This is a genomic window from Janthinobacterium sp. GW822-FHT07H10, from assembly GCF_058798675.1.
Map to the genome: position 1 here is coordinate 39,086 of NZ_JBXAKS010000002.1, position 26,972 is coordinate 66,057.

General features: G+C 64.2%; 25 protein-coding genes. 10 read left to right on the plus strand and 15 right to left on the minus strand.

Features of this window, described 5'->3' with window-relative positions; all coding sequences use genetic code 11:
• Positions 1-5: 5 nt before the first annotated feature.
• Together AC1RDJ_RS04275 and AC1RDJ_RS04280 are read right to left on the minus strand one after the other, a co-directional pair.
• Positions 6-1,040: a serine hydrolase domain-containing protein gene (locus tag AC1RDJ_RS04275; protein WP_493026589.1), complete on the minus strand. Its 1,035-nt coding sequence runs from the start codon at positions 1,038-1,040 to the stop codon at positions 6-8.
• Positions 1,041-1,070: 30 nt separating this feature from the next.
• Positions 1,071-1,922 carry a helix-turn-helix transcriptional regulator gene (locus AC1RDJ_RS04280; RefSeq protein WP_493026590.1) on the minus strand — a complete coding sequence of 284 codons (852 nt, stop codon included), beginning with the start codon at positions 1,920-1,922 and terminating at the stop codon, positions 1,071-1,073.
• A 320-nt stretch (positions 1,923-2,242) separates the two neighbouring features.
• Here AC1RDJ_RS04280 and AC1RDJ_RS04285 point away from each other — a divergent pair, with 320 nt between their 5' ends.
• Complete coding sequence (locus AC1RDJ_RS04285; protein ID WP_493026591.1) at positions 2,243-2,905, plus strand: DUF2625 family protein; 663 nt, start codon at positions 2,243-2,245, stop codon at positions 2,903-2,905.
• A 255-nt stretch (positions 2,906-3,160) separates the two neighbouring features.
• A complete protein-coding gene (locus AC1RDJ_RS04290) occupies positions 3,161-3,619 on the plus strand; it encodes a nuclear transport factor 2 family protein (RefSeq protein WP_493026592.1) in 459 nt (152 codons plus the stop codon).
• Between the two features lie 57 nt (positions 3,620-3,676).
• Here the strand turns inward: AC1RDJ_RS04290 and AC1RDJ_RS04295 are convergent, their stop codons facing one another.
• From AC1RDJ_RS04295 to AC1RDJ_RS04305, 3 genes are all read right to left on the minus strand, one after another.
• The gene (locus AC1RDJ_RS04295) at positions 3,677-4,780 is read right to left on the minus strand and encodes an HD-GYP domain-containing protein (protein WP_071323197.1); all 1,104 of its coding nucleotides are present in this window, start codon (positions 4,778-4,780) and stop codon (positions 3,677-3,679) included.
• Positions 4,781-4,824: 44 nt separating this feature from the next.
• A complete protein-coding gene (locus AC1RDJ_RS04300; RefSeq protein ID WP_493026593.1) occupies positions 4,825-6,003 on the minus strand; it encodes a pyridoxal phosphate-dependent aminotransferase in 1,179 nt (392 codons plus the stop codon).
• Between the two features lie 83 nt (positions 6,004-6,086).
• Complete coding sequence (locus AC1RDJ_RS04305; protein ID WP_071323199.1) at positions 6,087-6,521, minus strand: putative toxin-antitoxin system toxin component, PIN family; 435 nt, start codon at positions 6,519-6,521, stop codon at positions 6,087-6,089.
• Between the two features lie 30 nt (positions 6,522-6,551).
• On the opposite strand from AC1RDJ_RS04305, the gene yaaA reads away from it, so the two are divergent.
• Positions 6,552-7,322, plus strand: coding sequence for a peroxide stress protein YaaA (gene yaaA, locus AC1RDJ_RS04310; protein WP_493026594.1), 771 nt, complete (start codon positions 6,552-6,554; stop codon positions 7,320-7,322).
• A 41-nt stretch (positions 7,323-7,363) separates the two neighbouring features.
• On the opposite strand, the gene AC1RDJ_RS04315 is transcribed toward yaaA, so the two are convergent.
• Positions 7,364-8,167 carry an outer membrane protein assembly factor BamD gene (locus tag AC1RDJ_RS04315; RefSeq protein WP_071323201.1) on the minus strand — a complete coding sequence of 268 codons (804 nt, stop codon included), beginning with the start codon at positions 8,165-8,167 and terminating at the stop codon, positions 7,364-7,366.
• Positions 8,168-8,256: 89 nt separating this feature from the next.
• Between AC1RDJ_RS04315 and AC1RDJ_RS04320 the strand changes: the two genes are divergently transcribed.
• Together AC1RDJ_RS04320 and pgeF are read left to right on the plus strand one after the other, a co-directional pair.
• Positions 8,257-9,282 (plus strand): RluA family pseudouridine synthase, encoded by a 1,026-nt coding sequence (locus tag AC1RDJ_RS04320; protein WP_071323202.1) that lies wholly within the window; start codon positions 8,257-8,259, stop codon positions 9,280-9,282.
• Complete coding sequence (pgeF, locus tag AC1RDJ_RS04325; protein WP_493026595.1) at positions 9,282-10,067, plus strand: peptidoglycan editing factor PgeF; 786 nt, start codon at positions 9,282-9,284, stop codon at positions 10,065-10,067. The genes AC1RDJ_RS04320 and pgeF overlap by 1 nt, the downstream gene beginning before the upstream one ends.
• A gap of 16 nt (positions 10,068-10,083) precedes the next feature.
• On the opposite strand, the gene AC1RDJ_RS04330 is transcribed toward pgeF, so the two are convergent.
• Positions 10,084-10,317, minus strand: a complete 234-nt coding sequence (locus tag AC1RDJ_RS04330) for a hypothetical protein (RefSeq protein WP_335589265.1) — start codon at positions 10,315-10,317, stop codon at positions 10,084-10,086.
• A gap of 238 nt (positions 10,318-10,555) precedes the next feature.
• Between AC1RDJ_RS04330 and phaC the strand changes: the two genes are divergently transcribed.
• From phaC to AC1RDJ_RS04350, 4 genes are all read left to right on the plus strand, one after another.
• A complete protein-coding gene (gene phaC / locus AC1RDJ_RS04335; RefSeq protein WP_083411738.1) occupies positions 10,556-12,280 on the plus strand; it encodes a class I poly(R)-hydroxyalkanoic acid synthase in 1,725 nt (574 codons plus the stop codon).
• 225 nt (positions 12,281-12,505) lie between these two features.
• Positions 12,506-13,069, plus strand: a complete 564-nt coding sequence (gene phaR / locus AC1RDJ_RS04340; protein WP_071323205.1) for a polyhydroxyalkanoate synthesis repressor PhaR — start codon at positions 12,506-12,508, stop codon at positions 13,067-13,069.
• 216 nt (positions 13,070-13,285) lie between these two features.
• A complete protein-coding gene (gene rimO, locus AC1RDJ_RS04345; RefSeq protein WP_493027139.1) occupies positions 13,286-14,641 on the plus strand; it encodes a 30S ribosomal protein S12 methylthiotransferase RimO in 1,356 nt (451 codons plus the stop codon).
• Positions 14,642-14,748: 107 nt separating this feature from the next.
• Positions 14,749-15,915, plus strand: a complete 1,167-nt coding sequence (locus AC1RDJ_RS04350) for a cystathionine beta-lyase (protein ID WP_493026596.1) — start codon at positions 14,749-14,751, stop codon at positions 15,913-15,915.
• A 39-nt stretch (positions 15,916-15,954) separates the two neighbouring features.
• Here AC1RDJ_RS04350 and AC1RDJ_RS04355 read toward each other — a convergent pair whose 3' ends face one another.
• Positions 15,955-16,317 (minus strand): DUF4870 family protein, encoded by a 363-nt coding sequence (locus tag AC1RDJ_RS04355; RefSeq protein ID WP_493026597.1) that lies wholly within the window; start codon positions 16,315-16,317, stop codon positions 15,955-15,957.
• A gap of 89 nt (positions 16,318-16,406) precedes the next feature.
• On the opposite strand from AC1RDJ_RS04355, the gene AC1RDJ_RS04360 reads away from it, so the two are divergent.
• A complete protein-coding gene (locus AC1RDJ_RS04360; protein WP_493026598.1) occupies positions 16,407-18,296 on the plus strand; it encodes a serine hydrolase domain-containing protein in 1,890 nt (629 codons plus the stop codon).
• Positions 18,297-18,404: 108 nt separating this feature from the next.
• Here the strand turns inward: AC1RDJ_RS04360 and AC1RDJ_RS04365 are convergent, their stop codons facing one another.
• The 7 genes from AC1RDJ_RS04365 to AC1RDJ_RS04395 all read right to left on the minus strand — a co-directional run bounded on the left by AC1RDJ_RS04365 (position 18,405) and on the right by AC1RDJ_RS04395 (position 26,785).
• Positions 18,405-18,662: a hypothetical protein gene (locus AC1RDJ_RS04365; RefSeq protein ID WP_071323209.1), complete on the minus strand. Its 258-nt coding sequence runs from the start codon at positions 18,660-18,662 to the stop codon at positions 18,405-18,407.
• Positions 18,659-19,504 carry an MbnB/TglH/ChrH family RiPP precursor modification enzyme gene (locus tag AC1RDJ_RS04370; protein WP_493026599.1) on the minus strand — a complete coding sequence of 282 codons (846 nt, stop codon included), beginning with the start codon at positions 19,502-19,504 and terminating at the stop codon, positions 18,659-18,661. The genes AC1RDJ_RS04365 and AC1RDJ_RS04370 overlap by 4 nt, the downstream gene beginning before the upstream one ends.
• Before the next feature lies 1 nt (position 19,505).
• Positions 19,506-20,432 (minus strand): TIGR04222 domain-containing membrane protein, encoded by a 927-nt coding sequence (locus AC1RDJ_RS04375; RefSeq protein ID WP_493026600.1) that lies wholly within the window; start codon positions 20,430-20,432, stop codon positions 19,506-19,508.
• Positions 20,429-21,181 (minus strand): hypothetical protein, encoded by a 753-nt coding sequence (locus AC1RDJ_RS04380; protein WP_493026601.1) that lies wholly within the window; start codon positions 21,179-21,181, stop codon positions 20,429-20,431. Before AC1RDJ_RS04380 ends, AC1RDJ_RS04375 begins: the two co-directional genes overlap by 4 nt.
• Positions 21,182-21,289: 108 nt before the next feature.
• Positions 21,290-22,132 (minus strand): phosphoserine phosphatase SerB, encoded by an 843-nt coding sequence (gene serB, locus AC1RDJ_RS04385; protein ID WP_289887333.1) that lies wholly within the window; start codon positions 22,130-22,132, stop codon positions 21,290-21,292.
• 55 nt (positions 22,133-22,187) lie between these two features.
• Positions 22,188-25,631, minus strand: coding sequence for a transcription-repair coupling factor (gene mfd, locus AC1RDJ_RS04390; RefSeq protein ID WP_071323213.1), 3,444 nt, complete (start codon positions 25,629-25,631; stop codon positions 22,188-22,190).
• Positions 25,632-25,852: 221 nt separating this feature from the next.
• Positions 25,853-26,785 carry a 5'-nucleotidase gene (locus AC1RDJ_RS04395; RefSeq protein WP_493026602.1) on the minus strand — a complete coding sequence of 311 codons (933 nt, stop codon included), beginning with the start codon at positions 26,783-26,785 and terminating at the stop codon, positions 25,853-25,855.
• Positions 26,786-26,972: the final 187 nt, after the last annotated feature.

The window sequence follows — 26,972 nt, forward strand, 5'->3', positions numbered from 1 at the left end:
GGCGCTTACGGGCGCATCAATGCCGGCAGGATCAGCTTGGTCAGCAGTTTTTCGCTGAGGCCATGGGCGTCGCGCACCTGGAAGTTGGTCGTGGTGATGACGACCACTGCATCGAGTTCCGGCAGGACGAGCACTTTATTGCCGCCAGAACCCGCCATCCCGTAGCTCTGCACCGTGCGGCCATTGGCCGTGAACGGTTGCAGCCACCACAGGTAACCGTAGTCCATGCCTTCGCGCGCGTTGGCGTGGGGCGCGATCGAGTGCTTGACCCATTCGGCCGGCATCACCTGCTTGCCATGCCAGCGCCCGCCGTCGAGGTAGAGCTGGCCAAGCTTCATCAGATCCACGCTGCGCAGCTGCAAGCCGCCGCCCGTCATGGCGCTGCCCTTGGGCTGGAATTGCCATTTCACCTTGTCGATGCCCAGCGGCTTGAACAGGTTGGCGGCGGCGAAGTCCGGCACGCCCTGGCCGCTCGCCTTTTCAAGCAGCGGTCCCAGCAGGGTTACGCCGGCCGTGCAATAGCTCCAGGCGCGGCCATACGGCGATTGCTCGGGGCGGGGCTGCCATTCGGGAAAGCCGCGGATCGGCAGGTCCGCTACGAAGCGGCTCCAGTCTTCCACCAGATACATGCGCTCTTCGTTGCCGCGCGAATGCTGGTTGTCGTCGTCGCATTCAAGCAGCGAGCTCATGGTCAGGAAATCCTCGACCGTGATCTTGTCCTTGCGCGGGTCCGCATGGGCCAACGGGCGCAGTTCCGGAAAGTAGGGCAGGACGGGGGTGTCGGCACGCAAGAGCTTGCGCTCGATGGCCAGGCCGACCAGCATGCCGGCCACCGTCTTGCCCACCGAGCGCGTGTTGCGCAGGCTTTCGGCGCCTTCCTTGTCGAAGTAATGTTCGTAGAGCAGCTTGCCATGCTGCGCCACCACGACGCTGGTGACCTGCTTGAAGTCGCCCGCTTCGATGGCGGTGGTGACGCCGTCCAGTTCGCCCGCGTGGACGCTGCTGCCGAAGGCCAGAAGGAGGGGGAGGTATCGTAACATGGGTGTACTCCGGGGTTGGAAAAGTTCAGTCTAGTCTTGCAATCTGGGCATTGTCTTGGACGTTTGAAACATTTGGCGGCGATAGTTGCTGGGCGTCATGCCGTAGCGGGCCTGGAAGGCGCGGCTCATGTGACTCTGGTCGGCAAAGCCCACGCTGAGCGCCACGTCGGCCATGCTCAGTTCCGGGCGGCGTAGCAGGCCGCAGGCCTGGTCGACGCGGCGCCAGCGCAGCAGGTCGCCCGGCGAGCAGCCCCAGGCCTGGCGGAACACGCGGGCCAGGTGCACGGGATGCACGTCCAGGGCGGCGGCCACGTCGGCGATGCGCAGATGCGTGTCATTGGCCAGGTCCATCACGGCTTCATAGGCCTGGTGGGCCCAGCCGGGCAGGGCGGGGCGCGCCTGCCGGGGCGCCTTGTGCAGGCTGGCCAGCATCTCCCACGCGCCCGCTTCGAGCAAGGCGCCATCGCCGCCGCGGCCGACTTCGCGCGCGAGCCGGAAGGCGGCGGCCGCGCTGGCCGTATCGCGCAATATGGTGGCGCACTCCTGGGCCGCATGCAATTCCTCGGCGCCCGACAGCAGGGCGGGGTCGAGCGATACCGTCATGAAACTGCCCTTGCCATCGACGAAGCGGTCGCGGTGCGTCGTGCCGGCAGGATTGAAGACGAGGGTGGGCGAAGGCGCGCGCGGCGGGGCGTGCAGGGCGCTGGAAATATACGTGCCGGACAGGACGAAGACGAAATGGGCATCGTCATGCCGGTGCGTTTCGACTTCATCCTCGCTACGCGTGGCCTTCAGGCGGCGGATATCGAACATGCTGCCGCGCGCGCCGTGATGCACGTCGCCATAGAATTGGCCGGACTTGAACTGGATTGGAATGGTCATAGCGGCATGGTAGGTGCGGCCGCCCCGCCGGGCGAGCGCGGGACGACGAATGGCGCCAGGCGCAGGATGAACGGTCGATACGGGGGAATGCACGGCATGCCGGATGGCGGCATCCGGCCGGCTTGGCGTGGCCGTTGGCAGGCGTGCAAGGGTGCCGGGGGGTGTATGTGTAAAATTTGCGCAGCGTTCCGGCGTCGTCATCGATACCGGCTCGCGCCAGGGGCGAGCCGCTGGAATGCCGGGCGCTGCCCGCCAGACCGTGCCAGCTTCGCCATGGACTCTCCGACCGCCGGAAGCGGTCATCGACAAGGTCAGGTGCAATGCGTACATTGAATGAATTATTGAATAGTGACGACCCGGCGTTTCCGCTGATACGGCAATGGGCCAGCGAGGCCGACATCCCGGTGGAATTGCTGCCGCCCTCGGCCGGCAGGGAAGATGTGCTGCTGAGACTGCAGGTCACCACGCGCTCCCCCCTTGGCGCGATCGCCTATGAAACCGGAGGCATCCTGGTGGATGATGGCTGGCTCCGCATATTGGGTTCGGGACATGGCAAGCTCGGCCGTAACATTGCCACGTGGAACGAAGGAAAGGCCGAAGGTTTTCTGCTGGTGGCCGACGACGTGCTCGGCGGCTTCTTTGCCATCAACGGCGGCGTACTCGGGGCCGACCAGGGCAATATGTATTACCTCGCGCCCGAGACACTGGCGTGGGAAGCGCTGGAGATCGGTTTCACGGCGTTTGTCGAATGGGCTTTTACCAGCCGGTTGCGGCAGTTCTACGGCCGGCAGCCCGGCGCTGTGGCGGAATTTGACGAATTGCCCTTGTCCGGCGACCTGTGCCTGAATTTTTATCCATTTCTGTGGACGCAAGAAGGTTCCCTCAAGACCAGTTCGCGGCGCGCCATTCCGGTGGAAGAGCAGTGGGCGCTCAACCTTGATCTGCAACAGACGTTGCTGGAGGCTCCTGTGGGCGCGGGCTGAGGCATGGCTTGCGGGCGTATCTGAAGGCATCGCAATGCGCATCCCGATGCGGCCATGGCGGGCGTGCAATCGAGCCGGCGAAATGGCGTTTCAATCCCCGATTCAAGCGGTTTGTCGCAATGGCATGCGCGAGAACAGGGCAAGGGGATAGCATGCAGTGGGCTTTCTCGCCATGCACGGCCCGCAAGCGAGTGTCCGATCCTGCCGCAGCAGGCAACGGACACTTTTCAATGACCTCGACCAGGATGAATACGCATGAAATTGACCCTTTCACATGTCCTCACCACCGGCCTGCTGGGCGCCTTGGGCGCGATCGGCAGCGCGCACGCGGCTCCCGCCGATGCCGAACTGCTCGCCTTGGTGCAGCGCCATGCGCAAGCCCAGAACAGCTTCGATCTAGCGGCCTTGAAAGCCACCACGGCCGAGAATTATGTGGAAATATCACCAGTCGGCGCGGTGGACGAACGTGAAAAAATGCTCTCCTTCTATGCGCCAGAGCAGAAGCGGCCGAGTCCTCAGCTCCAGGTCGATGAGCCGGCGGTTCGCGTCTTTGGCGAGACGGCGCTCATCTCGGCACGACTGTCTTACCGTCTCGATCAGGAGGGCGCTGCTCGCACCTTCGCCATGCGCGCAGGATATGTCGCCCGGCTTGTCGATAATCAATGGCTGCTGGTCAGCGCACAATATACCGGCATCCGTCCGCCGAAGCACTAATCCGGCATTCCTCAGGGGGCGAGTCTGGCGCGTGCGCCGGGGAGCAAGCTTGCCGGCCTACAAGCGCGCCTCATCGCCCCACACATGCCGCATGCTGAAGTGCAGGCCCGCATCGTCTTCATGCAGTGAGGAAACGATGGCAAAGCGGCTGTCGGCCGTGTCGCGCGGGGGCAGTTGCGCCAGCTCGGCGGCGGCCAGCGGCGCGCCCAGCGGGTCGCTGAGCGGGTGCACGTGGCTGGCGCCCCGTTGCGTGACGACGCCCAGTTCGCCGCTGCGCAGGCGCACCAGGGTGCCCGGTGGATATTTTCCCAGCAGCTGGACGAATTGTTCGCCCAGCAGCGGGTCGACGGGTACATCCTGGTCGAGGAAGATGTGCTGCAGCGCCTGGTCGGGGACGATGGAGCGCCGGTAGTTGCGTGCCGAGACGCGGGCGCAATAGCGGTCGGCCAGGCCGATCAGCTTGGCGTTTTGCAGGATTTCATCGGCCGTGCGGCCCTGCGGATAGCCGCTGCCGTCGTCGTTTTCATGGTGCAGCAGCACGCAACTGAGCCATTCTTCGTCGTCGATGCCGGCGCAGCGCAACAGTTCCGTGCTTTCCTGCGGATGCTGGCGCACGATGCGCATTTCCTCGTCGTTCAGGGGGCCGCGGCGGTCCTGGAAGCTGTCGTGGTGGCGCAGCATGCCCACGTTCATGGTCAGCGCGGCGGCGCCGACCAGCAACAGCTCATCGTGGGATTTATGCATGCCGCGCCCCACCAGCATGGCCAGCAGCGCCGTTTCGATGCAGTGGCGCACGGCGTAGCTGCCGGCGATCTGGTTGAGCAGGATGCTGGCCAGGGCGATGTCGGCGTCGTGTTCGAGCGCGCGCAGCAGTTCGCGGGCAATGTCGCGCACGTCGCGCTCGGCATTGTTTTCGCTGCGCAAGTCCAGCAGCAGCCGTTCCAGGCGCTGCGCCGCCTCGTTCAACAGGCGCAGCACGGACGGCTGGTCCGGCGCGCCCACGTACAGGCCCAGCTGCAGCAAGCGGCCCAGCTGCGTGCCGTCCGTGATGATCTGCCCCTTGCGCAGTTGCGGGCCGGCACTATGATCAGCCAGAAACAAATCCCAGGGCAGGGGTTCGCCGGGAACCAGGTCGGCCGGGCCGATGCGACGCTGTACCATGCTGTTGTTCCTCACTCATTGCCCTGCGTCGGCAGGGCGCTGCATCAAATCGTGCGCAGGCGCTCCAGCGCCAGGCGCAAGGTGTCGTCCTTCTTGGCAAAGCAGAAACGCACGATGCCCGATTCCTTGCCCTGCGCGTAAAACGCGGACACGGGTATGGCCGCCACCTTGATTTCCGCCGTCAGCCATTCGGCGAACTGCGCTTCGCTGTCCTGCGAAATGGCATCGTAGCGCACGCACTGGAAATACGTGCCGTCGGCCGGCAGCAGGGTAAAGCGGCTGCCCGCCAGGCCGTCGCGGAACAGGTCGCGCTTGCGCTGGTAGAAGGCGGGCAAGTCCAGATAAGGCTGCGGATTCGCCATGTAGCCGGCGATGCCGTGTTGCATCGGTGTATTGACGGTAAACACGTTGTACTGGTGCACCTTGCGAAATTCCGCCGTCATGGCGGCCGGGGCCGCCACATAGCCGACCTTCCAGCCCGTGACGTGATAGGTCTTGCCGAAGCTCGAGACGATGAAGCTGCGCGCGGCCAGTTCCGTATTGCGGCTCAATGAAGCGTGCGGCACGCCGTCGTACACCATGTGCTCGTAGACTTCGTCGGACAGGATCAAAATTTGCGTGCCGCGCACGATGTCGGCCAGGGTGGCCACGTCGGCCGGGCGCAAGATCGTGCCGGTCGGATTGTGCGGCGTATTGATGATGATCAAGCGTGTCTTGCTGCTGACGGCGGCGGCCAGCTTGTCCCACGGCACGCTGTAGCCCTGTTCGCCCACTTCCATGGACACCAGCACGGGCACGCCGCCGGCCAGCGCGATGGCCGGCAAATAGCTGTCATAGGCCGGTTCGATGACGATGACTTCGTCGCCCGGGTGCACGCAGCACAAGATCGCCGTCGTCAGCGCCTGCGTGGCGCCGGCCGTGACGGTGATCTCCGTGGCCGCATCATAGGCGTGGCCGTACAGGCTGGCGACCTTCGCGGCGATGGCCTCGCGCAGGGGCGCGGCGCCCGTCATCATCGGATACTGGTTGTGGCCGGCGCGCATGGCGTCGCCGACCAGCTCGACCAGGGCCGGGTCGCAGTCGAAATCGGGAAAGCCCTGGCCCAGGTTGACGGCGCCGTGCTGGGCCGCCAGGCTGGACATGCGTGTAAACACGGTGGTACCGACGGCAGGCAAACGGGTGGTCAGGATGGGCGTGGCGTGGGGCAGGGACGGGCTGTTCATGAACGGTAGGGTCGCAGTGCGGAAAATAGGATCGTTGCCTATTCTAGCGCAGCGCGCCCCGTTGCGGGGGCGTCCGATCCGGCTCAGCTCGCTGGCGCCCAGCCTTCCGGCACCATGATCTTGAACATGCCGGCCTTGGCCGTCTTGCGGGCCAGTTTCAGCAGGGCCTTGTCCTTGGTGATGAGGATGTCGGCGTTGGCGTCGCGCGCCAGTTCGAGGAATTTCTGGTCATCCCTGTCCGTGCAGACGGGCAGGCGCACGCCGGAGACGGGTGGCGCCACCACGGTGATCAGCGCATCGAAGCGGGCGGCGGCGACGGGGCGGCTCGCTTCATCGAGCGGCAAATGCTTGTAGTGCAGCACGACAAGATATTCCGCGCGGCAATCCTCACGCGTGATGGCTTGCACGGCGCCACTTTCCATGGCGGCCAGCAGGGGCGCCCAGCGCGGGTCGTTGAAGACGAACAGGTCGAGGCAAACGTTGGTGTCGAGGACGAGTTTTTGTGGAGCAGGTATCATGTCGGCAATTCTATTCTGTAGTGATAATTTATGTTGATCGTGCTTTCGCCCGCCAAGAGTCTCGACCTGGAGACGCCGCCAACAACCTCGTTGCACAGCACCCCCGATTTCCTCGACCATTCCGCCCAGCTGATAGACCGCATGCGCCAGTTTTCGCCGGCCGAAGTGGGCAGCCTGATGGGCATTTCCGACGCCCTGTCCGCCCTCAACGTGGCCCGCTACGCGTCCTGGACGCCCAAGCTGGCCGAGGCGCGCCAGGCCATCATGGCCTTCAATGGCGACGTGTATGCCGGTTTCGAGGCGCGCAGCCTGCAGCCGGCCCAGCTCGACTACGCCCAGTCGCGCGTGCGCATCCTGTCGGGCCTGTACGGCTTGCTGCGCCCGCTGGACCTGATCCACCCGCACCGCCTGGAAATGGGCACGCGGCTGTCGACGGCGCGCGGCAAGGACCTGTATGCGTTCTGGGGCGATACCATCACCAACGGCTTGAACCGCACGGCCAAGGAGCAGGGCGCGAAAGTGCTGGTCAATCTTGCTTCCGAGGAATATTTCAAATCCGTCAAGCCACGCCAGCTGGACGTGCCCGTCATCGCGCCCGTGTTCGAGGACTGGAAGAACGGCAAGTATAAGATCATTTCGTTCTACGCCAAGCGCGCGCGCGGCATGCTGGCCCGCTATGCGGCCGTGAATGCCATCCGCGACCCGGAACAGCTGAAGCGGTTCGACGTGGACGGCTATGCTTTCGTGCCGGAAGCGTCGAATGACAATAACTGGGTATTCCGCCGCCGCGTGGGGGACTAGTTGGCAAGAAAAAAACCGGGCAAGCCCGGTTTTTTCTTATCTTACTGCCAGAACTTCCACCACTTGCGTTCCTTGTTCACCCCTTCCGGGCTGAGGAATGCCGTGTTCGGGTAGTTCCTGGTCAGCACGCGCAAGGCGTCGTCGCGCAAGTCGGTCAAGCCCAGCTTGTCGTACGAGCGGTACATGATGAACAGCGCTTCCTCGATCGCCGGCGAGGCGGCGAAGTCGCTGATCGTCGTTTGCGCGCGGTTGGCGGCGGCCAGGTAGGCACCGCGGCGGTAGTAATAGCGCGCCACGTGCACTTCGTATTTCGCCATCGCATCGATCAGGTAATTCATGCGGGCCAGCGAATCGGGTGCGTACTTGCTGTTCGGGAACTTATCGACCAGTTGCTTGAAGGCCGCAAACGCTTCGCGCGTGGCTTTCGGGTCGCGCTCGGTCGGATCTTGCTCGTACAGGAAGTTCAGGAAGCTGATCTGGTCGTTAAAGCTGATCAGGCCCCGCAGGTAGTACATATAGTCCACATTGGCGTGGTTCGGATGCAACTTGATGAAGCGTTCGACGGCAGCTAACGCCTGAGCCTGGTCTCCCGACTTATAATACGCGTAAGCGATCTCCATCTGCGCTTGCAGAGCATAGTTGCCGAAAGGATAGTTAGCCTCCAGCTTCTGAAACAGACCGATTGCAGCTTCATAGTGCTGCCCGGACATTTCTTCACGCGCCTCCGAGTATAATTTCGTAACGGACCAGTTTTTGGTCTCATCCACTTTTTCAGGCAACAAGCTGCAAGCGGACATGCCGAGCAGAACGACTGAAGCGACTACCAACGATAATTTTTTTTGCATGACGTTTTGCAAGAAGGTTTTAACCAAGATTTTACAATAGGCTGATTATAGCCGATGGGAATGCTGTGATATTAACTCCGAAGCCTAATTTGGCTGACCCCGCGTTTGACTCCCTTTCTGACCATGGTAGCGAAGAGGCGTTTGACGGCGATTTTGCCGCCGACGACGTCTTCGAGGAAATGGCCCCGATTACACTGGAACTGACGCCGGACGCCTGCGGCCACCGCCTCGATAAAGTCATTTCCAAGCTGGTGCCGCAATATTCGCGCAGCCGCTTGCAATTGTGGCTGGAAGCCGGTTTCGTGACCGTGGACGGAAAAGTTGCCAAACGCAACATGACCGCCTATGGCGATGAAAAGATCGTCATTCTGCCGCAAAGCGCGCCGGAAGACGAGGCTTTTAAGCCGGAAGCGATGGAATTGAACATCGTGCACGAGGATGAGCATATCATCGTGATCAACAAACCGGCCGGACTGGTCGTGCATCCGGGCCCCGGCAACTGGTCGGGCACCCTGCTCAACGGCCTGCTGCACCACTGCCCGCAGCTGGCGGGCGTGCCGCGCGCCGGCATCGTGCACCGCCTGGACAAGGATACGAGCGGCCTGATGGTGGTCGGCAAGACGCTTGCCTCGCAGACGGACCTCGTGCGCCAGTTGCAGGCGCGCACCGTCAAGCGCGAGTATTTCGCGCTGGTGTGGGGCACGCCGAAGGCGGCGGGCACCATCGACGCCTCCATCGCGCGCCACCCGCGCGACCGCGTCAAGATGGCCGTGTCGGAAAATTTTACGGCCAAGCCTGCCATCACGCACTATGAATTGATCGGCAGCGGCGAACTCGACCGCCGTCCCGTGAGCCTGATGCAGTGCCGCCTGGAAACAGGCCGCACCCACCAGATCCGCGTGCACATGCAGCACCTGGGCTTTGCGCTGGTCGGTGACTATGTGTACGGCAAGCAGCACCTGGTGTCCGTGTTCTCGCGCCAGGCGCTGCAGGCGCGCCGCCTGGGCCTCGTGCATCCGGGCACGCTGGAAGCGTGCGAGTGGATCGTGCCGCTGGCCGATGACTTCGCGGAACTGATCGCCACCGCCGGCATTCCCGAGCCGGAACAGGTCTGATGACGGCACCGTTGTCTTGCCTGATTCCCCATTGGCCCGGCTTGCCCGCGAACGTGGGCGCGCTGGTGACCGTGCGCGCGGGCGGCGTCAGCCTGGGGCCATACGGTGACGGGCAGGGCGGCGGTGGCTTGAACCTGGGCACGCACGTGGGCGATGAGCCCGCGCACGTGGCGGCCAACCGCGCGCGGCTGGCCGCCATGCTGCCGTCACAACCGGCCTGGCTGTCGCAGGTGCATGGCGTGGCCGTGGCCGATGCCGGCAAGCTCGACGGTTGCGTGCCCGATGCCGATGCCAGCATCGCCACGCAGGCGGGTGCCGTATGCGTGGTGATGACGGCCGATTGCCTGCCGGTGTTGTTCAGCTCAAGCGATGGCCTCGTCGTCGGCGCGGCCCATGCGGGCTGGCGCGGCCTGGCCAACGGCGTCTTGCAGCGCACGGTGGAGCGCATGCGCGCGCAGGGCGCGACGGACATCCTCGCCTGGCTGGGGCCGGCCATTGGCCCCCAGCAATTCGAGGTGGGGCACGACGTGCTGCAGGCGTTTCGCGACGGCGCGCGCGACGCTGCCGAGCGACAAGTGCTGTCCGATGCGTTCAGCGCCATCGCTGGCAAGCCGGGCAAGTACCTGGCCGATATCTATGGCCTGGCGCGCACCATGCTGCTGCGCGATGGCGTGGCGCAGGTGGCGGGAGGGGAATACTGCACCGTCAGCGATGCGGCGCAGTTTTATTCGTACCGGCGCGATGGTGTCACGGGAAGACAGGCCAGCTTGATCTGGCGCAAATAATCTGCACGGCAGACACTTATGTGTCTGCCGTTTTTGTTTTATCGTCTGCTGAGGCAAGGGCGCGCGCGTGCTGTTCGGCGATGCGCGCCGCCTTGCGTTTGCGTCGCCGCGAGCCCGTCAGATAGAATAGGATGGACAGGGGGATGGCGCAGTACAGCACGAAGGTCATCACCCCGGCGACGATGGACGGTTCCGTCAGCGCCATGAGGCCGACGACGTAGATCCAGGCAACAGCGGTCATGAGCATCATGAGTATTGACAGTCGGTAAGAGTTTGCATGCAGTTGATCCAAAAAGTATTTATTCTTCGACGACGTTTTCACGCCTGATAAAACCGTAGCGAGCGGAAGGGAGAGGTTGCCAAGACGCGCAACCGTACGACTGTACGGTGAGCATCGCAGCCCGCCCATGCCGACGCACAGTCGGTTTTGTTCGGCGTTCTCAATTCTTGAATGGACTTATATAGCTATGAATATGCCCGATCCTCAAATGATGACCAAAGAATGGATGGCGCAGATCAGCAATCCTGAGCAGTGGAAGACGTGGTTCAACATGGTACCGCAGCCTTCCAGCAATCCGATTGCCGGCATTTTGCAAGATGCGGGCGCCAGCATCAAGCCGGAAGCGATCGAGCAACTGAAAAACGCCTACGTGGCCAAGCTGACGGGCTTGTGGGCTGACTTTATGGCCGGCAAGACGCCGGAACTGAAAGACCGCCGCTTTGCCGCGCCCGCCTGGCATGCGAGCCCCTTGTCGGCCTTCAATGCGGCCGCGTATTTGCTGAACGCCGAATTCCTCACCGCCATGGCCGAGGCCGTGGAAGCGACGCCGCATCAGAAGCAAAAGATTGCATTCGCCGTGCAGCAAATCGTCGACGCCATGTCGCCCGCCAATTTCCTCGCCACCAATCCTGACGCCCAGCAAACCCTGATCGAGACCAAGGGCGAGAGCCTGGCCAAGGGCTTGAGCAACATGCTGGCCGACATGCAGAAGGGCCGCATCTCGCAATCCGACGAATCGGCGTTCGAGGTGGGCCGCAACGTGGCCACCACGCCGGGCACGGTGGTGTTTGAAAATGCGCTGTTCCAGCTGATCCAGTATACGCCGACGACCGCCACGGTACACCAGCGGCCCCTGTTGATGGTGCCGCCGTGCATCAATAAATTCTATATCCTTGACTTGCAGCCGGAAAACTCGCTCGTGCGCTACGCGGTGGAGCAGGGCAACACCGTGTTCCTCATGTCGTGGCGCAATCCGGACCTGAGCATGCAGCACCTGACGTGGGACGATTACGTGGAGCAGGGCGTGATCGCCGCCATACGGGTGGCGCAGGAGGTGTCGGGCCAGGACAAGCTGAATATGTTCGGCTTTTGCGTGGGCGGCACCATCGTCTCGACGGCGCTGGCCGTGCTCAAGGCGCGCGGCGAGAATCCGGCCGCCAGCCTGACGCTGCTGACGACCTTCCTCGACTTCTGCGACACGGGCGCGCTCGATGTCTTTATCGACGAGCCGCAAGTGGCGTTGCGCGAGCAGACGCTGGCCAAGGGCGGCCTGATGTCGGGCCGCGACCTGGGCAGCACGTTCTCCAGCCTGCGGCCGAACGACCTCGTGTGGAACTACGTGCAGTCGAATTACCTGAAGGGCAAGGAGCCGCCCGCGTTTGATTTGCTGTACTGGAATGGCGACGGCACGGGCTTGCCGGGCCCCATGTTCTGCTGGTATTTGCGCAACACTTACCTGGAAAACAGCTTGAAAGTGCCGGGCAAGCTGACCGTGGCCGGCGAGAAAATCGACCTCAGCAGCATCGATGCACCCGCCTTCATCTACGGCTCGCGCGAAGACCATATCGTGCCCTGGGGCGCGGCCTATGCCAGCACGGCCTTGCTGAACCCGAAGAAGCCGAAGGCCAACCGTTTTATTCTGGGCGCTTCGGGCCATATCGCCGGCGTGATCAATCCCGCCTCGAAGAAAAAACGCAGTTACTGGAGCAATGACGCAGGCAAAGGCGCCCGCACGGCGAAGGCCAAGCCCCTGAGTGCCGAGCAATGGCTGCAAGGCGCCACCGAGCACGTGGGCAGTTGGTGGCCGGAATGGGCGGCCTTCCTGGCGGAACACGGCGGCGCCCAGGTGAAGGCGCCAGGCAAGCCCGGTAATAAACGCCACGCGGCAATCGAGCCGGCGCCGGGGCGGTATGTTAAAGTCAGGGCGGACTAGGATTGCAAGTCCTGCCGGCAGGCAAGGCCGCAGTGAACTGTGGTCTTGTCAAGAACCTACTTTTAGTTGCGTTGCAATAAATGTGGGAATCTTCGCTCCGAATGTGCAATGTAGCCATTTTCCACTCTATAATGGAAAACGTAGGCAGGTGCGAAAGCGGACCCACGTTCGCTTTTTTTTCGGATTAACTCAGTATGCGCTGCGGCGCAATAAGTGGAACTTGTGATGAGTAGTGCAAAAAAAAGTATAGACCGCCTGATTAAAAAATACCCCAACCGCCGTCTGTACGACACGCAAACCAGTTCCTACATCACCTTGACGGACGTCAAGCAGCTGGTGTTGGACAATGAGGAATTCACGGTGGTCGATGCCAAGTCCAGTGAAGACTTGACGCGTAGCATCTTGCTGCAGATCATTTTGGAAGAGGAGGCCAGCGGCGTGCCGATGTTCTCCAGCGGCGTGTTGTCGCAGATCATCCGCTACTATGGCCACGCCATGCAGGGCATGATGGGGTCCTACCTGGAAAAGAACGTGCAAGCGTTCACCGATATCCAGCACAAGTTCACGGGCACCTCGGCCGGCAGCTTCGAAGGCAAGCCATTCAGCCCGGAAATGTGGACCCAGTTCATGAATGTCCAGGGTCCAATGATGCAAGGCATGATGAACAACTATATCGACCAGAGCAAGAGCCTGTTCGTGCAGATGCAGGAGCAGATGCAGAGCCAGAGCAAGAACCTGTTCGGTACTTTCCCGTTCGTGCCGCCAGTCCCGCCAACAGACAAGAAATAATCATCAGATGCTGGCGTATGGGGGGTGTTGCTGCCCATACGCCTCATTTGAATGTCTTTTTGATATCAAATCAGCGTCATTCACAGCATAGTTCTGCCAGCAAGGGGCGGCTCGGGGTACAATAGCCGATTCGCCTCACCATTTTACTAGCTGCCAACTATGTCTGAAATTCACCGTATTCCCGTTCCTTCCGCCCAGCCCGAGGCCATGCTGGCCATGCCAGGTGCGGCACCGAAAGTGGGCTTTGTCTCGCTCGGCTGCCCGAAAGCGCTGGTCGATTCCGAACAAATCCTGACCCAACTGCGCGCCGAAGGTTACGAAACGGCGAAATCCTACGCTGGCGCCGATCTGGTGATCGTCAATACCTGCGGTTTCATCGATGCTGCCGTGCAAGAGTCGCTCGACGCCATCGGCGAAGCGCTGGCCGAGAACGGCAAGGTCATCGTGACCGGTTGCCTGGGCGCCAAGAAAGATGCTGCCGGCGACGACATCATCATGAAGGTGCACCCGAAAGTGCTGTCCGTCACGGGCCCGCACGCGCTGGCCGAAGTGATGGATTCCGTGCATTTTCACTTGCCGAAACCGCATGCGCCATTCCTCGACCTGGTGCCGCCGCAAGGCGTCAAGCTGACGCCGAAGCACTATGCCTACCTGAAAATTTCCGAGGGCTGCAACCACCGCTGCAGCTTCTGCATCATCCCATCGATGCGCGGCGACCTGGTCTCGCGCCCGATCGGCGAATTGATGATCGAAGCGGAAAACCTGTTCAAGGCCGGCGTCAAGGAATTGCTGGTCATTTCGCAAGACACCTCGGCGTATGGCGTGGATGTGAAATTCCGCTCCGGCTTCTGGAATGGCCGTCCCATCAAGACCCACATGACGCAGCTGACGGAAGCGCTGGGCGAGCTGGCCAAGACCTACGGCGCCTGGGTGCGCTTGCACTACGTGTATCCGTACCCGCACGTGGACCAGATCATCCCGATGATGAGCGGCGGCCACATCCTGCCATACCTCGACATCCCGATGCAGCATGCGCATCCTGACGTGCTGAAACGCATGAAGCGCCCGGCCAGCGGCGAGAAAAACCTGGACCGCATCCAGGCCTGGCGCGCCATCAACCCGGATCTCACCATCCGCTCGACCTTCATCGCTGGTTTCCCAGGCGAAACGGAAGCGGAATTCGAGTACTTGCTCGACTTCCTCAAGGAAGCGCAGATCGACCGCCTGGGCTGCTTCGCGTATTCGCCTGTCGAAGGCGCGACGGCCAACGCCATCGCCAACCCCGTGCCGGAAGAATTGCGCGAAGAGCGCCGCGGCCGCGTCATGCTGCTGCAGGAAGAAATCTCGAAAAAACGCCTGCAAGCCAAGGTCGGCAAGACCGTGCGCGTGCTCATCGATGAAGTCACCCGCTCGGGCGGCGTGGGCCGCTCGTCCGCCGACGCGCCGGAAATCGATGGCGTCGTCTACGTCAAGCCGCCGTTCGAGCCGCACCGCAAGCTGGCGGTGGGCCAGTTCGTCGACGTGACCATCACCTCGGCCGACGCGCACGACCTGTGGGGCGCCGCCGAGTAAGCAGGTGTAACAGTCGTACGGCGTACAGGGCGCAAAGCCCTTACAATCAAGGCGGACCAGCAATTGCTGGCCCGCCTTTTTATTTGCCCACGCACGTAGCCGACGCCATGACCACACCAAAATCCCCGCAGACCGCGCTGATCCACAGCGATTACCAGGCGCCGCAAGGCTTTGCCGCGTTTCCGAATGCCATCCATCACGCGTCGACCGTGCTGTTCAAGGACGTGGCGGCCATGCGCTCGGGCGACTGGAAAGAGAAGAACGCCTACACCTACGGCCTGCACGGCACGCCCACCACGTTCACCCTGGAAGCGCGGCTGGCCGAGATCGAAGGCGGCACGCACTGCCTGCTGGCGCCGTCGGGCCTGGCGGCCATCGCCATGGCGGACTTTGCCTTGCTGAAGACGGGCGATGATGTATTGCTGCCGGAAAACATCTACAACCCGAACCGCGAGCTGGGGCGCTGGCTGGCGCACGATTTCGGCATCACGGCCCGCTATTACGATCCGCTCATCGGCGCCGGCATCGCCGCCCTGATCCAGGACAATACCAAGCTCATCTGGACGGAAGCGCCGGGTTCCGTGACCATGGAAGTGCCGGATCTGCCCGCCATCTGCGCGGCCGCCCATGCACGCGGCGTGCTGGTCGCCCTCGACAACACCTGGTCGGCGGGCCTGGCCCTGCGCGGTTTCGACCTGGGCGTGGACATCATCATGCAGGCGCTGACGAAATACCAGTCGGGCGGCTCGGATGTGCTGATGGGGGCCCTGATCACGCGCGAGCGCGCGCTGCACGAGCGCCTGGCGCAGGCGCACATGCGTCTGGGCATGGGCGTGGGCGCGGATGACGCCTACCTGGTGCTGCGCGGCCTGCCCACCATGAAGCTGCGCTTCGACGCCCACGACGCGGGAGCGCGCACGGTGGCGGCCTGGCTCAAGGGCAGGGGCGAGATCGCCACGGTGCTGCATCCGGCGTTCGCCGATTGTCCGGGCCACGTCATCTGGCAGCGCGACTTCACGGGCGCGGGCGGCCTGTTTTCCGTGCTGTTCGATCCCCGCTACACGGAGGCGCAGACGGACCGCTTCGTCGATGCCTTGCAGTTGTTCAAGATCGGCTACAGCTGGGGCGGCGCCAACAGCCTGGTGATGCCCTACCGTATCGCCGCCATGCGCAAGGGCTGGCAGCTGCCGGGCCAGCTGGTGCGGCTGAACGTGGGACTGGAAGATCCGCAGGACTTGATCGCCGATATCGAACGGGCGTTCGCGGCGATGTAGTGGAAGGGCGGCAGGCAGGGCGCCTGCCGCGAACGCGCCTTACATGGGCACGGGGGTATTGTTGTTCAGGTCGAGGAAGCCGCGCAGCAGGCGGTAGGCTTTCCACAGCCATGCCACGCCCCAGACGACGAAGGCCAGCGGAATGCCGATGATGGTGATCCACAGCACGGCGCCGATGACGATCCAGGCCACATACCACCAGAAGGAACGGATCATCCAGCTGTGATGGCTGTATACAAAGGTCCCGGCCGCTTCATCGCGCTTCACGTAATTGATGATGAGCGGAATGAAGGAAAAGGCGCCCAGCGAAAACACGAAGCTGGCGCCATGTATCAGGTACAACCACCAGGCCAAATTCTTGGTCTGCTGGAGTTTGCTATCGAGAATAATCTCTTGTGACATGGAGTCTCCCTTGCTTGGTCAGGTTTTTATTGTAGCAAGCAATGTTGGCACGGGGGGCGATCCATGCATGGAAAAGGCGGAATGAATTGGTGAAATCAGATACGACGACGATGGCCGCGCGCGCGCGCCGGTGGCTGCGGCGCGCCTTGCCGGCGCTGCTGCTGTGCGGCGCCGCGCAGGCGGGCATGCTTTCCGCTGCCCATGCCGCCGGCGGCACGCTGCAGGCCGATATGGCGGCCGGCTTGCAGGACGAGGCGCTGGCCGGCGCCGTGTGGAGTGAAATCCTGCCCGACGGGAGCGTGCGCATGGGCGCGGCCGGCTTGCGCGATGCGGCCAGCAAGGCGCCCATGCAGGCGGACACGCGCGTGCAGGTGGGCTCCGTGGCCAAGGTGGCGCTGGCGCTCGGCGTGTTGCGCCTGATCAGCGAAGACAAGCTCACGCTCGATACGCCCGTGCAGCAGGTGTTGCCCGAGCTGGCCCTGAAAAACCCGTGGCAGGCCAGCGACCCCGTGCGCATCCGCCACTTGCTGGCGCATACGTCCGGTCTGGACAATGTGCGCTTCTGGCAGGCGTTCAGCCTGAAACCGGCGCCGGATACGCCGCTGGCGGCCGCGTTTGACGGCGGTGGCGGCCTGCTGCGCGTGCGCGCCCGTCCCGGCAGCCGCTATGCGTATTCGAACATGGGCTATGGCTTGCTGGGCATGGTGATCGAGAAAGTCACGGGCCAGCCATACGAGCGCTATCTCGATGCGCAGCTGCTGCAGCCGCTGGGCATGACGGACAGTACGTTTACCTTTGTCACGCAAATGAGCACGCAGGCGGGAGCGCAGGCCGACCCGCGCCTGGCCATGGGCCACTTCGAACGCGGCGTGGCGCAGGCGGTCGTGCCCCAGTACCTGCGCCCGGCCACGCAGTTCACCACGACGGCAGCCGACATGGGCAAGCTGGCGCAATTCCTGATGGGCGACGGCCAGCTACAGGGCAGGCAGTTCATCGACCTGGCCCTGTTGGGCGCCTTGTCGGAGCCGGCCGGCACGGACGCGGCGCAGGCGGGCCTGGAAACGGGGCATGGCCTGGCGCTGGCCGTGCGCGACCGCCACAATGTGGTGGGCGCCTGCCATCCGGGGACGGGCGTGGGTTTCCGCGCCATGCTGTGCATCTACCCGGAACAGAAAAGCGCGTTTTTCGTGGCCTTCAACACGGATGCGGAGCAAGCCGATTACGAACGCTTCAACCGCCTGCTGCTGCGCGACCTGGGCTTGCCGCTGCGGGCGCCGGCCGCGCGCGGCATCCCCGCGCCCACGGTGGAAAACTGGCAAGGCGTGTATGTGCCGTCGCCCAGCCCCATGGCCAGCATGGCCTGGGTCGACGCCGTCTTCGGCTTCACGCGCCTGAAATGGGATGGCGAATCGCTGTTCCTGATTCCATTCCAGGGCGAGCCGAAGGAACTGGAGCCGGTGGGCGGCTTCCTGTTCCGCGCCAGCGACCGCAGCGCGCCGTCGCACGTGCTGCTGCAGGAAGAGGGCCGGCATGTGCTCAGCGACGGCTTGCGCAGCTATGAGCGGGCGTCGATGCTGCGCATGCTGGTGTTGTGGGGCAGCCTGGCGCTGGGCGCGGCGGGCTTGCTGTACGTGCTGCTGGCGGGCCTGTATCGCGCCGCGCGCCGCACCCTGGGACGTGGCGATCACCTGTTTGCGCCGCTGCTGTCGTTGCTGTCGCTGGCCTTGCCGCTGCCATTTTATTTCTTCCAGTCCTGGCTGCGCCTGGGCGACGTGACGGTGGCCAGTGTGCTGCTGGCGCTGGCCACAGGCGCGCTGCCGCTGGCCATGGCCTTTGGCCTGGCGCGCTGCTGGCGCAGCCGCGGCACGGCGGCGGGCACCCTGGAAAAATGGGACTGGGTCGCCTTGCTGGCGGCCCTGCAACTGCTGCTGGTGCTGGCCTGGTGGGGCTTGCTGCCGCTGCGCATGTGGCAGCTGTAGGGGGACAGACGGCAAGTCTGTCCGACTGCAAGTCTGTCCGACGGCAAGCCTGCCCGGTTGTAGGCCTGTCCTGCGGTCAGTCTGGCGCTCTGCGAGCCTGTCCGCCGGTCAGATCCAGCCTGCCAGCAGGCGGCGCCACCAGCGTTGCGCCGGCCTGGCCTGGGTCCCATGTCCGGCGCGCTTGGCGCGATAGCTGGCCGCCGCCATCTGCAGGCCGATGCGGTCCATCGCCGCCATCGCGTCCGCTTCCTGCGCCGACAAGCCATGCAGCAGCGCTTGTGCATGCGGTGCCAGCAGGAAGGCGCGGCGCAAGGCGTCGTCCGTGTACAGCTGCGCCAGGTAAGTTTCCAGCGCGGGGGAGCTCATGCGTTTCGCCCCGCGCGCAAGGCCGCGCGCGCCAGTGCCAGCTGGTCCAGCACATGCGCGAACGACGGGTAATTGCCGTCGCGTTCGACGATCACCGTCAGCGGCTGTGGCGCATGGCGCGCCAGCAGGGTCAGTAAATCGAAGACGGCGGGCGGCACGTCGTGCAGATGGTCGTCCAGCAAGCGCCTGCCCGCGCCGTCCGGCTGCGCCACCCAGTGGCCGCCGCTCAGGTGCACGGCGCCGACCATGGCCAGGGGCAGGCGCAGCAACAGCTCTTCCGGCGCCTCGCCGAAATTGACGGCGTTCGCATACAGGTTGTGCAGGTCGAGCAGCAGCGGCACTTGCGCGCCGTCGACGATCTGCGCCAGCCATGCCGCTTCGTCCATCGTGCTGGCCGGCGGCTGGACCAGGGTGGCGATGTTTTCCATCAGCGGCGCGCTGCCGACGATGCGCGTGGCCAGCGCGATATTGGCGATTGCGCCGGCGGCGCTGTGCGGCGTGCGCGGCGGCGCCGCCAGGTGGCCGATTTCGACGCCGCCGGCGCGCACAAAACTCAGATGCTCGGACCACGATTCGGCTTGCACCTGCCGCATCAGGCGCGCCATCGCGTGCAGCCGGCGCGGATCGGCGGGTATCGTCGACGCCAGTCCCATGCCGACGCCGTGCAGGCTGAGCGGGACCTGGCGCGCCAGGCTGCACAGCGCGGCGATGCCGGCGCGCGAGGCGCGGTAATAGTCGTCGGCGATCACTTCCAGCACGTCGATGTGCGCCAGATTCGACAGGATGCCGGCAGCCAGTTCGCCGCGCCAGCCCAGACCGACGCGGTCCGGTGCTACCGCCATGCTAGCTGCCACAGCCGCCGCCACCGCCGCACCCGCCACAGCCGCTGCCGCACGACGAACCGCCGCCATCGCCGCCCGATGAAGAGTCGCCGGAACTCGAGCTGCCCGATGCACTGTCGCTGCCGCCGTTGCCGGACCGTGGCGCCGGATACAGTTCGGCGATATACGTGTACACGGACAGCGGCAAGGCGCCGATGCCGAAGATGGCGGCCAGCAGCGCCATGTCGGCGCTGCCGTCGCCCGCCTTCAGGCGCGACGAACGCATGTTCAGCCGGCGAAACAGCATGCGCAGGTCGGCCAGCAGCCGCTGCGCGCTCCAGCTGGACCGCCGGTTGCGCAGGCCGCGCAAGATCAGCAGGAAGAGCGCCAGCAGCAACGCCAGGAACAGCAGGTTGTAATGCCCGTTGGCGATGGCGACGATGGCCTTGATGGCGGCCACCGCCAGCAGCAGGTAGTGCGCGATCCCGGTGATGCGCGCGCGCCGGCGCAGCAGCGGCGGCCCGACCAGCAATTCCTGCTGCGTCAAGCTATCCAGGTAGGCGCGGCACGCGGGCAGCGTCGCGGCCTGCACAGCCAGTTCCCTGCTGTGGCCCTGGCGGCCCAGGAAGAGCCGCAGCACGTCGCGCTCGATGTCATGGCTGGCGAAGCGCAGGCTGTCGGCGCTGGCCGTGGCCAGCAGCGGCCCTGCGGCGCGCAGCAAGCCGCGATCGACCAGCACGATGGCGGCGATCTTCACGGCTTCGAGCGCGCCGCCGCGCAGGAAGGCGATACGGTAGGGATCCTCGGCAAGCGTCAGCTGGGCATGCGGATTGCGCAGTTCCTGGCGCATCAGCAGCTCGCGCACGAGGTACAGCACGAGCACGCCGAAGAGCAGGTAGGCGAGCAGGAACCACGGCCCGCTCCAGTAAAACGGATTGAGGCCGTTCACCGCATCTGCTCCGCGTGCTCGCGCAGGCGTTCGGTAATGGCCATCAGGCCGGTAAAGGCGGGCAGGGCCTGCCCCGGCGCCAGGCGCGCCGTTTCGCGCGCCGTCGACATGGCTTGCAAGGCTGCGTGCAAGGCCGGGTCGCCCAGCCCGTCGACAAACGCTTCGAGCGCCTGCTTGCCGGACAACGGCGCCAGGTCGTCCAGCTGCGCCAGTGACGCCGCCGCCGAGCGCAGGGGGCCGGCGGCGTCGGCGATGGCGCCGGCCAGCTGTTCTTCGTTCAGGCTGAGGAGCAGGTAGCGTTCGCGCATGCGCAGCTGCTGGTTCAGCAGCACCTGCCGCAGGCGGCGCAGCACGGCGTCGCGGCTGGTGTGCAGGCTGGCGAAAGGATCGGCGCCATGCAGCACCTGGTGGCGCGCGATGATGTCGGCGAACTTGACGGCGAAGGCGTCGGCCGCCTCCGCCAATTCGCTCTCGAGCAGGAACATCACCTGCAGATCGATGGCGGAATGCGCCATGCGCAAGGGCCCGCGCAGCGCATCGGCCGCTGGCGGCGCAAAGCGCTTGAGCAGCAACAGCAGGTTGACGTCGGACGTGGCGCGCAACTGGCCGTCCGCGGCCGAGCCAAACAGCACGGCGGCGGCAAGGTCCGCGCCGAAGGCGTGGTGCGCGGCGGCGACAAACAACGCCAGGTGGCGTTCTATCTCTTCTGGCAACGATGGCGGCATGCGGTGTTCTTTCACGGTGGACAAGCTCGGTATGCACAAGTTTGCAATATAGCAAAAATATGCAGCCGTGCGCGCGCCGCCCGCTGCCTTGCCATCTGCCGCCAGCCCAGGCCAACTCAGGCCGGCACCAGCTCAGCTCAATACGTTGAGCAAGCCATCGAGGCCGACAAAGTTCAGCGCCACGTCGGCCTGCGAGCGCACGACGGGCTTGGCGCGGAAGGCCACGGACAGGCCGGCGATGCCCATCATCTTCAAATCGTTGGCGCCGTCGCCCATGACGATGGCCTCGGACGGGGAAATGCCCATCTCCTTGCACACGCGTTCCACCGTGCGCTGTTTTTCCTCGGCGTCGACGATGCCGCCCAATACCTTGCCCGTCAGCTTGCCGTCGACGATTTCCAGTTCGTTCGCGTGCGTGTAGTCGAGGCCCAGGCGTTCCTTCAGGCGTTCCGTGAAGAAGGTGAAGCCGCCCGACACCAGCAGGGTTTTCAGGCCCGCCTTCTGCACGGCCGCCAGCATGGTTTCCGCGCCGGGCGACAGTTTCAGGCGCTCGTCGTAGACGCGCTGCAGGGCGGACGCATCGAGGCCTTCGAGCAGGGCCACGCGCTGCGTCAGGCTGGCGGCAAAATCGAGCTCGCCGCGCATGGCCGCTTCCGTGATGGCCGCCACTTGCGGCTTCAAGCCTTGCATGTCGGCGATTTCATCGATGCATTCGATGGTGATCAGGGTCGAATCCATGTCCATCGCCACCAGCTTGAACTCGGCGAGTTCACGCTGACCCATCATGTAGGTGGCGTCCAGCTGCGCCGCCTGCGCCGCCACTTCGATGGTGGGGCGCAGCGCGGGCGAATAGGCGATCTTTTCGCAGCGCACGGCGTTCGGCCCCAGGCGCGTGATGGACGTCGGCGCGGCCAGCGCGGCGATGCGCTCGAGGCGGGCGCTGTCGCCGTCCAGGCCCTGCAGGATCAGATTCATGGTGATGGTCTTGGTATTGGTCATGGGTCAGCCCTGCATAAATGGTATGAATAGTCTAAACCGTCAATTGCTTGATGGTGGTCTTGATCTGCGTCACGCGCGCGGCCAGGTCCGGCATGGCGGCCGTGATTTTCAGCTTGTCCTGGCCATGCAGCTTGATGTGGCGGTTTTTCTGGATCAACTCGATGATGCGCATCGGGTCGATGGGCGGCTTGGCCATGAATTGCAGGGTGGCCGCCTCGCCATGCACGTCGATCTTGACGATGCCCACGGTCTTGGCCGCGATGCGCAGGCGGTGCGTCTCGATCAGCGCCTTCACCGGGTCGGGCAGCTTGCCGAACCGGTCGATCAGCTCTTCCTGGATATCGTCGATCTTGTCCTGCGTGGCGCAGTTGGCCAGCCGCTTGTAGATCGACAGGCGCTCGTGCACGTCGCCGCAGAAATCGGCCGGCAGCAGGGCCGGCACGTGCAGGTTGATTTCCGTCGTCGACGCCAGCGGCGCCGCCAGGTCCGGCTCCTTGCCGGCCTTCAGCGAACGCACGGCTTCGTTGAGCATGTCCGAATACAGCTGGAAGCCGATCTCCGTCATCTCGCCCGACTGGCTCTCGCCCAGCACCTCGCCGGCGCCGCGGATTTCCAGGTCGTGCATGGCCAGGTAAAAGCCGCTGCCCAGCTCTTCCATCTGCTGGATGGCGTCCAGGCGGCGCTGCGCCAGTTTTGTCAGGCCCTGCACATCGTGCACGAGCAGATAGGCGTAGGCCTGGTGATGCGAGCGGCCCACGCGGCCGCGCAGCTGGTGCAGCTGCGCCAGGCCGAACTTGTCGGCGCGGTGCATGATGATGGTGTTCGCCGTCGGCACGTCGATGCCCGTCTCGATGATGGTCGTGCACAGCAAAATATTGAAACGCTGGGCGACGAAGTCGCGCATGACCTTTTCCAGGTCGCGCTCGTGCATCTGGCCGTGCGCCACGGCGATGCGCGCCTCGGGCAGCAGTTCCGTCAGCATGGCCAGGCGGTTCTGGATGGTTTCCACCTCGTTGTGCAGGAAGTAGATCTGGCCGCCCCGTTTCAGTTCGCGCAAGCATGCTTCGCGGATGATGGCTTCGCCTTCGCTGCGCACAAAGGTCTTGATGGCCAGGCGCTTTTGCGGCGCCGTGGCGATGATGGAAAAGTCGCGCAAGCCTTCCAGCGCCATGCCCAGCGTGCGCGGGATCGGCGTGGCCGTCAGCGTCAGCACGTCCACTTCCGCGCGCAGCGCTTTCAGCGCTTCCTTCTGGCGCACGCCGAACCTGTGTTCCTCGTCGATGATGACCAGGCCCAGTCGGGTAAACTTCACATCGTCCGACAGCAGTTTGTGCGTGCCGATGACGATGTCGATGGTGCCGTCGGCCATGCCCTTGAACGCCTGCGTGATCTCCTTGCCGGTGCGGAAGCGCGACAACTCGGCGATGCGCACGGGCCAGTCGGCGAAGCGGTCGGCGAAGGTTTGCGCATGCTGTTCGGCCAGCAGGGTGGTGGGCGCCAGGATGGCCACCTGCTTGCCGCCCATGACGGCGATGAAGGCGGCGCGCAGCGCCACTTCCGTCTTGCCGAAGCCGACGTCGCCGCACACGAGGCGGTCCATCGGCTTGCCCGAGGTCATGTCCTTGATGACGTTATTGATGGCCTCGGCCTGGTCCGGCGTCTCGTCGAAGCCGAAGCTGTCGGCGAAGCGCTGGTAGTCGTGCGCCGAGAATTCGAACGAGTGGCCCTGGCGCAGCGCGCGGCGCGCATACAGGTTGAGCAGCTCGGCGGCCGTGTCGCGCACCTGTTCGGCCGCGCGTTTTTTCGCCTTTTCCCACTGGCCCGAACCGAGCGAGTGCAGCGGCGCGTCTTCCGGCGAGGCGCCCGAATAGCGCGAGATCACATGCAGCTGCGACACGGGCACGTACAGCTTGGTGTCCTTGGCGTATTCCAGGTGCAGGAATTCCGTTTCGCCTTCGCCCAGGTCCATGCTGGTCAGGCCCATGTAGCGCCCGATGCCGTGGTTGATGTGCACCACCGGGTCGCCGATCTTCAGCTCCGACAGGTCGCGCACCATCGACTCGACCTGCGTCACGCCTTCCTGTTTCTTCGTGCCGACCCTGCGGCCGGAACCGGCATACAGTTCCGTCTCCGTGATGAAGGATAAATTACCTTCCGGCGTGAACAGTTCGAAGCCCGCGTGCAGCGGCGCCACGCCCAGCATCAGCTTGGCGTCGGATTGCAAAAAGCCGTCGCAGCCTTCCACCGGCGTCAGGTGCAAATCGTATTCGGTGAAGTACTGCTGCAGGGTTTCGCGGCGGCCATTCGATTCGGCGCAGATCATCACGCGGCGGCCCGATTGCAGCAGGTAGCTGCGCAGGTTGGCCAGCGGATCGTCGGCGCGGCGGTTGACGGCGATGTTCGGCACGGGCGCCGACAGTTCGGACGCCAGCGCATCGTTGGACTTCGTGATGGCCAGGCGCGGATACGGCTTGGCCAGGCCGAAGAACTGTTCATCCGAGAGGAACAGCGCTTCGGGCGCCAAAATGGGCCGCTCGCGGTCCGCCTTTAAAAAGCGGTAGCGCGACTGCGTATCGGTCCAGAAGCGCCCGATGGCGGCGTCGATGTCGCCCACCAGGGCCAGCGAGGCGTCGGGCGGCAGGTAATCGAAGAGGGTGGCCGTCTGCTCGAAGAACAGGGGCAGGTAGTATTCGATGCCGGCCGAGGCGATGCCGCTGCTGATGTCCTTGTAGACGACCGAGCGCGAAGGGTCGCCTTCGAACTGCTCGCGCCAGCGGTTGCGGAAGGTGGTGCGCGCCGCCTCGTCCATGGGGAATTCGCGACCCGGCAGCAGCCGCACTTCGTGCACGGGATACAGCGAACGCTGGGTGTCGGCGTCGAAGGTGCGGATGGTCTCGATGGTGTCGCCGAACAGGTCGAGACGGTAGGGCAGGGCCGAGCCCATGGGGAACAGGTCGAGCAGGCCGCCGCGCACCGAGTATTCGCCGGGCGACATCACTTGCGAGACGTGGCTGTAGCCGGCCAGGGTCAGCTGCGACTTCAACCGCGCCTCGTCGAGCTTTTCGCCCTTCTTGAAGAAGAAGGTGTAGGCGGCCAGGAAGGATGGCGGCGCCAGGCGCACCAGCGCCGTGGTGGCCGGCACGATCAGCACGTCGCACTGGCGGTTGCCGATTTCGTGCAGGGTGGCCAGGCGTTCGGACACCAGGTCCTGGTGCGGCGAAAAGGCGTCGTAGGGCAGGGTTTCCCAGTCCGGCAGCAGGTGGCAGCGCAGTTCCTTGCCGCCAAACCAAGGGATTTCATCGAGCAGGCGCTGGCCGTCGCTGGCCTGCGCCACCACCACGGCCAGCATCTGGCCGCGTGCCTTCAATGCCAGCGCGGCCAATGCCAGCGCATAGGCGTCGGATGAACCATACAGGGCGGGCAGCGCAAAGCGGCTGCCGGGCTTGGGGAGGGATTTTGTTAAGTCTAAGGACATGCAGGCGACGACGCTAGTGGCAGAGGCAGTTGAGTGGGACGGCTGTGGTGCGCGCAGCGCCGCCAGTGACGGCGCCGACAGGCAAGATTATAGACCATCGCCTCTATCCCCGCGCTTGAGAAAACCGTCGCGAGCGGCAGTGATTCGTGGCCAGGAAGCGCAAGCGTACTTTCGTGCGGTGAACATCGCCGGCCGCATAGCGCGACGCGCAGCAGGTTTGATCAGGCGCGGGCATTGGCGATGCCGAACGGGACATGCACCATCGGTATCGTGCCGCCCGCCGATTTCAGATGGCTCATCTGGTCATCGAAGAAGATATGCGGCTTGAACACGGCCAGCACGCGCGACTTGTCCATGCCGCCGAGGAAAAACGTCTCGTCGGCCGCCACGCCCCAGCTTTTCAGCGTCGTCACGACGCGCTCGTGCGACGGGGCGTTGCGCGCCGTGATGATGGCGATGCGCAGCAGCTTCTTGTAGCCGGGGTCGCGCCGCTGCGCCTTTTCCTCCAGGCGCTGCATGGTGGCCAGCTTCTGGAACAGGTCGGCCAGCGGACCGGGGCGGTGCGGCGTGCCCACGTTCAGGGTTTCGTGGGCGTGGAATTCATCGACGTCGTTGTTGCGCTTGAACACGGTTTCCGCTTCGTCGTCGGCGATCACGCCGTCGAAATCGAAGGCCACGCGCAGCTCTTCGTCGCTGACATCGTCTTCCGTGCGCGACGGCAGCACCAGGCCGGCAGGGTAGCCGCAGTCCAGCGCGCTGCGCACGTCGTCTTCATTGGCGCTGAGGAACAGCGACGCGTTGAAGGCGGGCAGGTAGGGATACGGCGACTGGCCCGTCATGAAGGCGGCGCGCGAGATGTCGAGGCCGTAATGGGCGATCGAGTGCATGACGCGCAAGCCCGTTTCCGGCGAATTGCGCGAAAACAGCACCACTTCCACGGGCGACTGGCGCGGATAGTGCTTGTTGATGTTCAGGAAGCGGCGGATGAAGGGGAAGGCCACGCCCCGCGGCAGCACCTCGGCTATATGCGCTTCCTGGTACTTGCGGTATTCCTCGGGGCCGCTGTCGAGGTAGACCTGGTGCGACTCGGACAGGTCGAACAGCGCGCTCGAGGCGACGCCGATGACCAGCTTGTGTTCGATAGGATAAGCCATGGTGTGCCTGTTGTTTGCTTGTTGACCATCTTATACGACTATTAACTGCGTAGCCAATAGCGGCACGCCGCGATTTTTTGCACCAAAGCGGGGCGTCGGATGGATTTTTGATGCCACTGTGCAAGGTGCGCCACAGTCAGGAAATAAATATTGTCTTGTATCAAGTATGTAACAGTCAGCGCGCGCA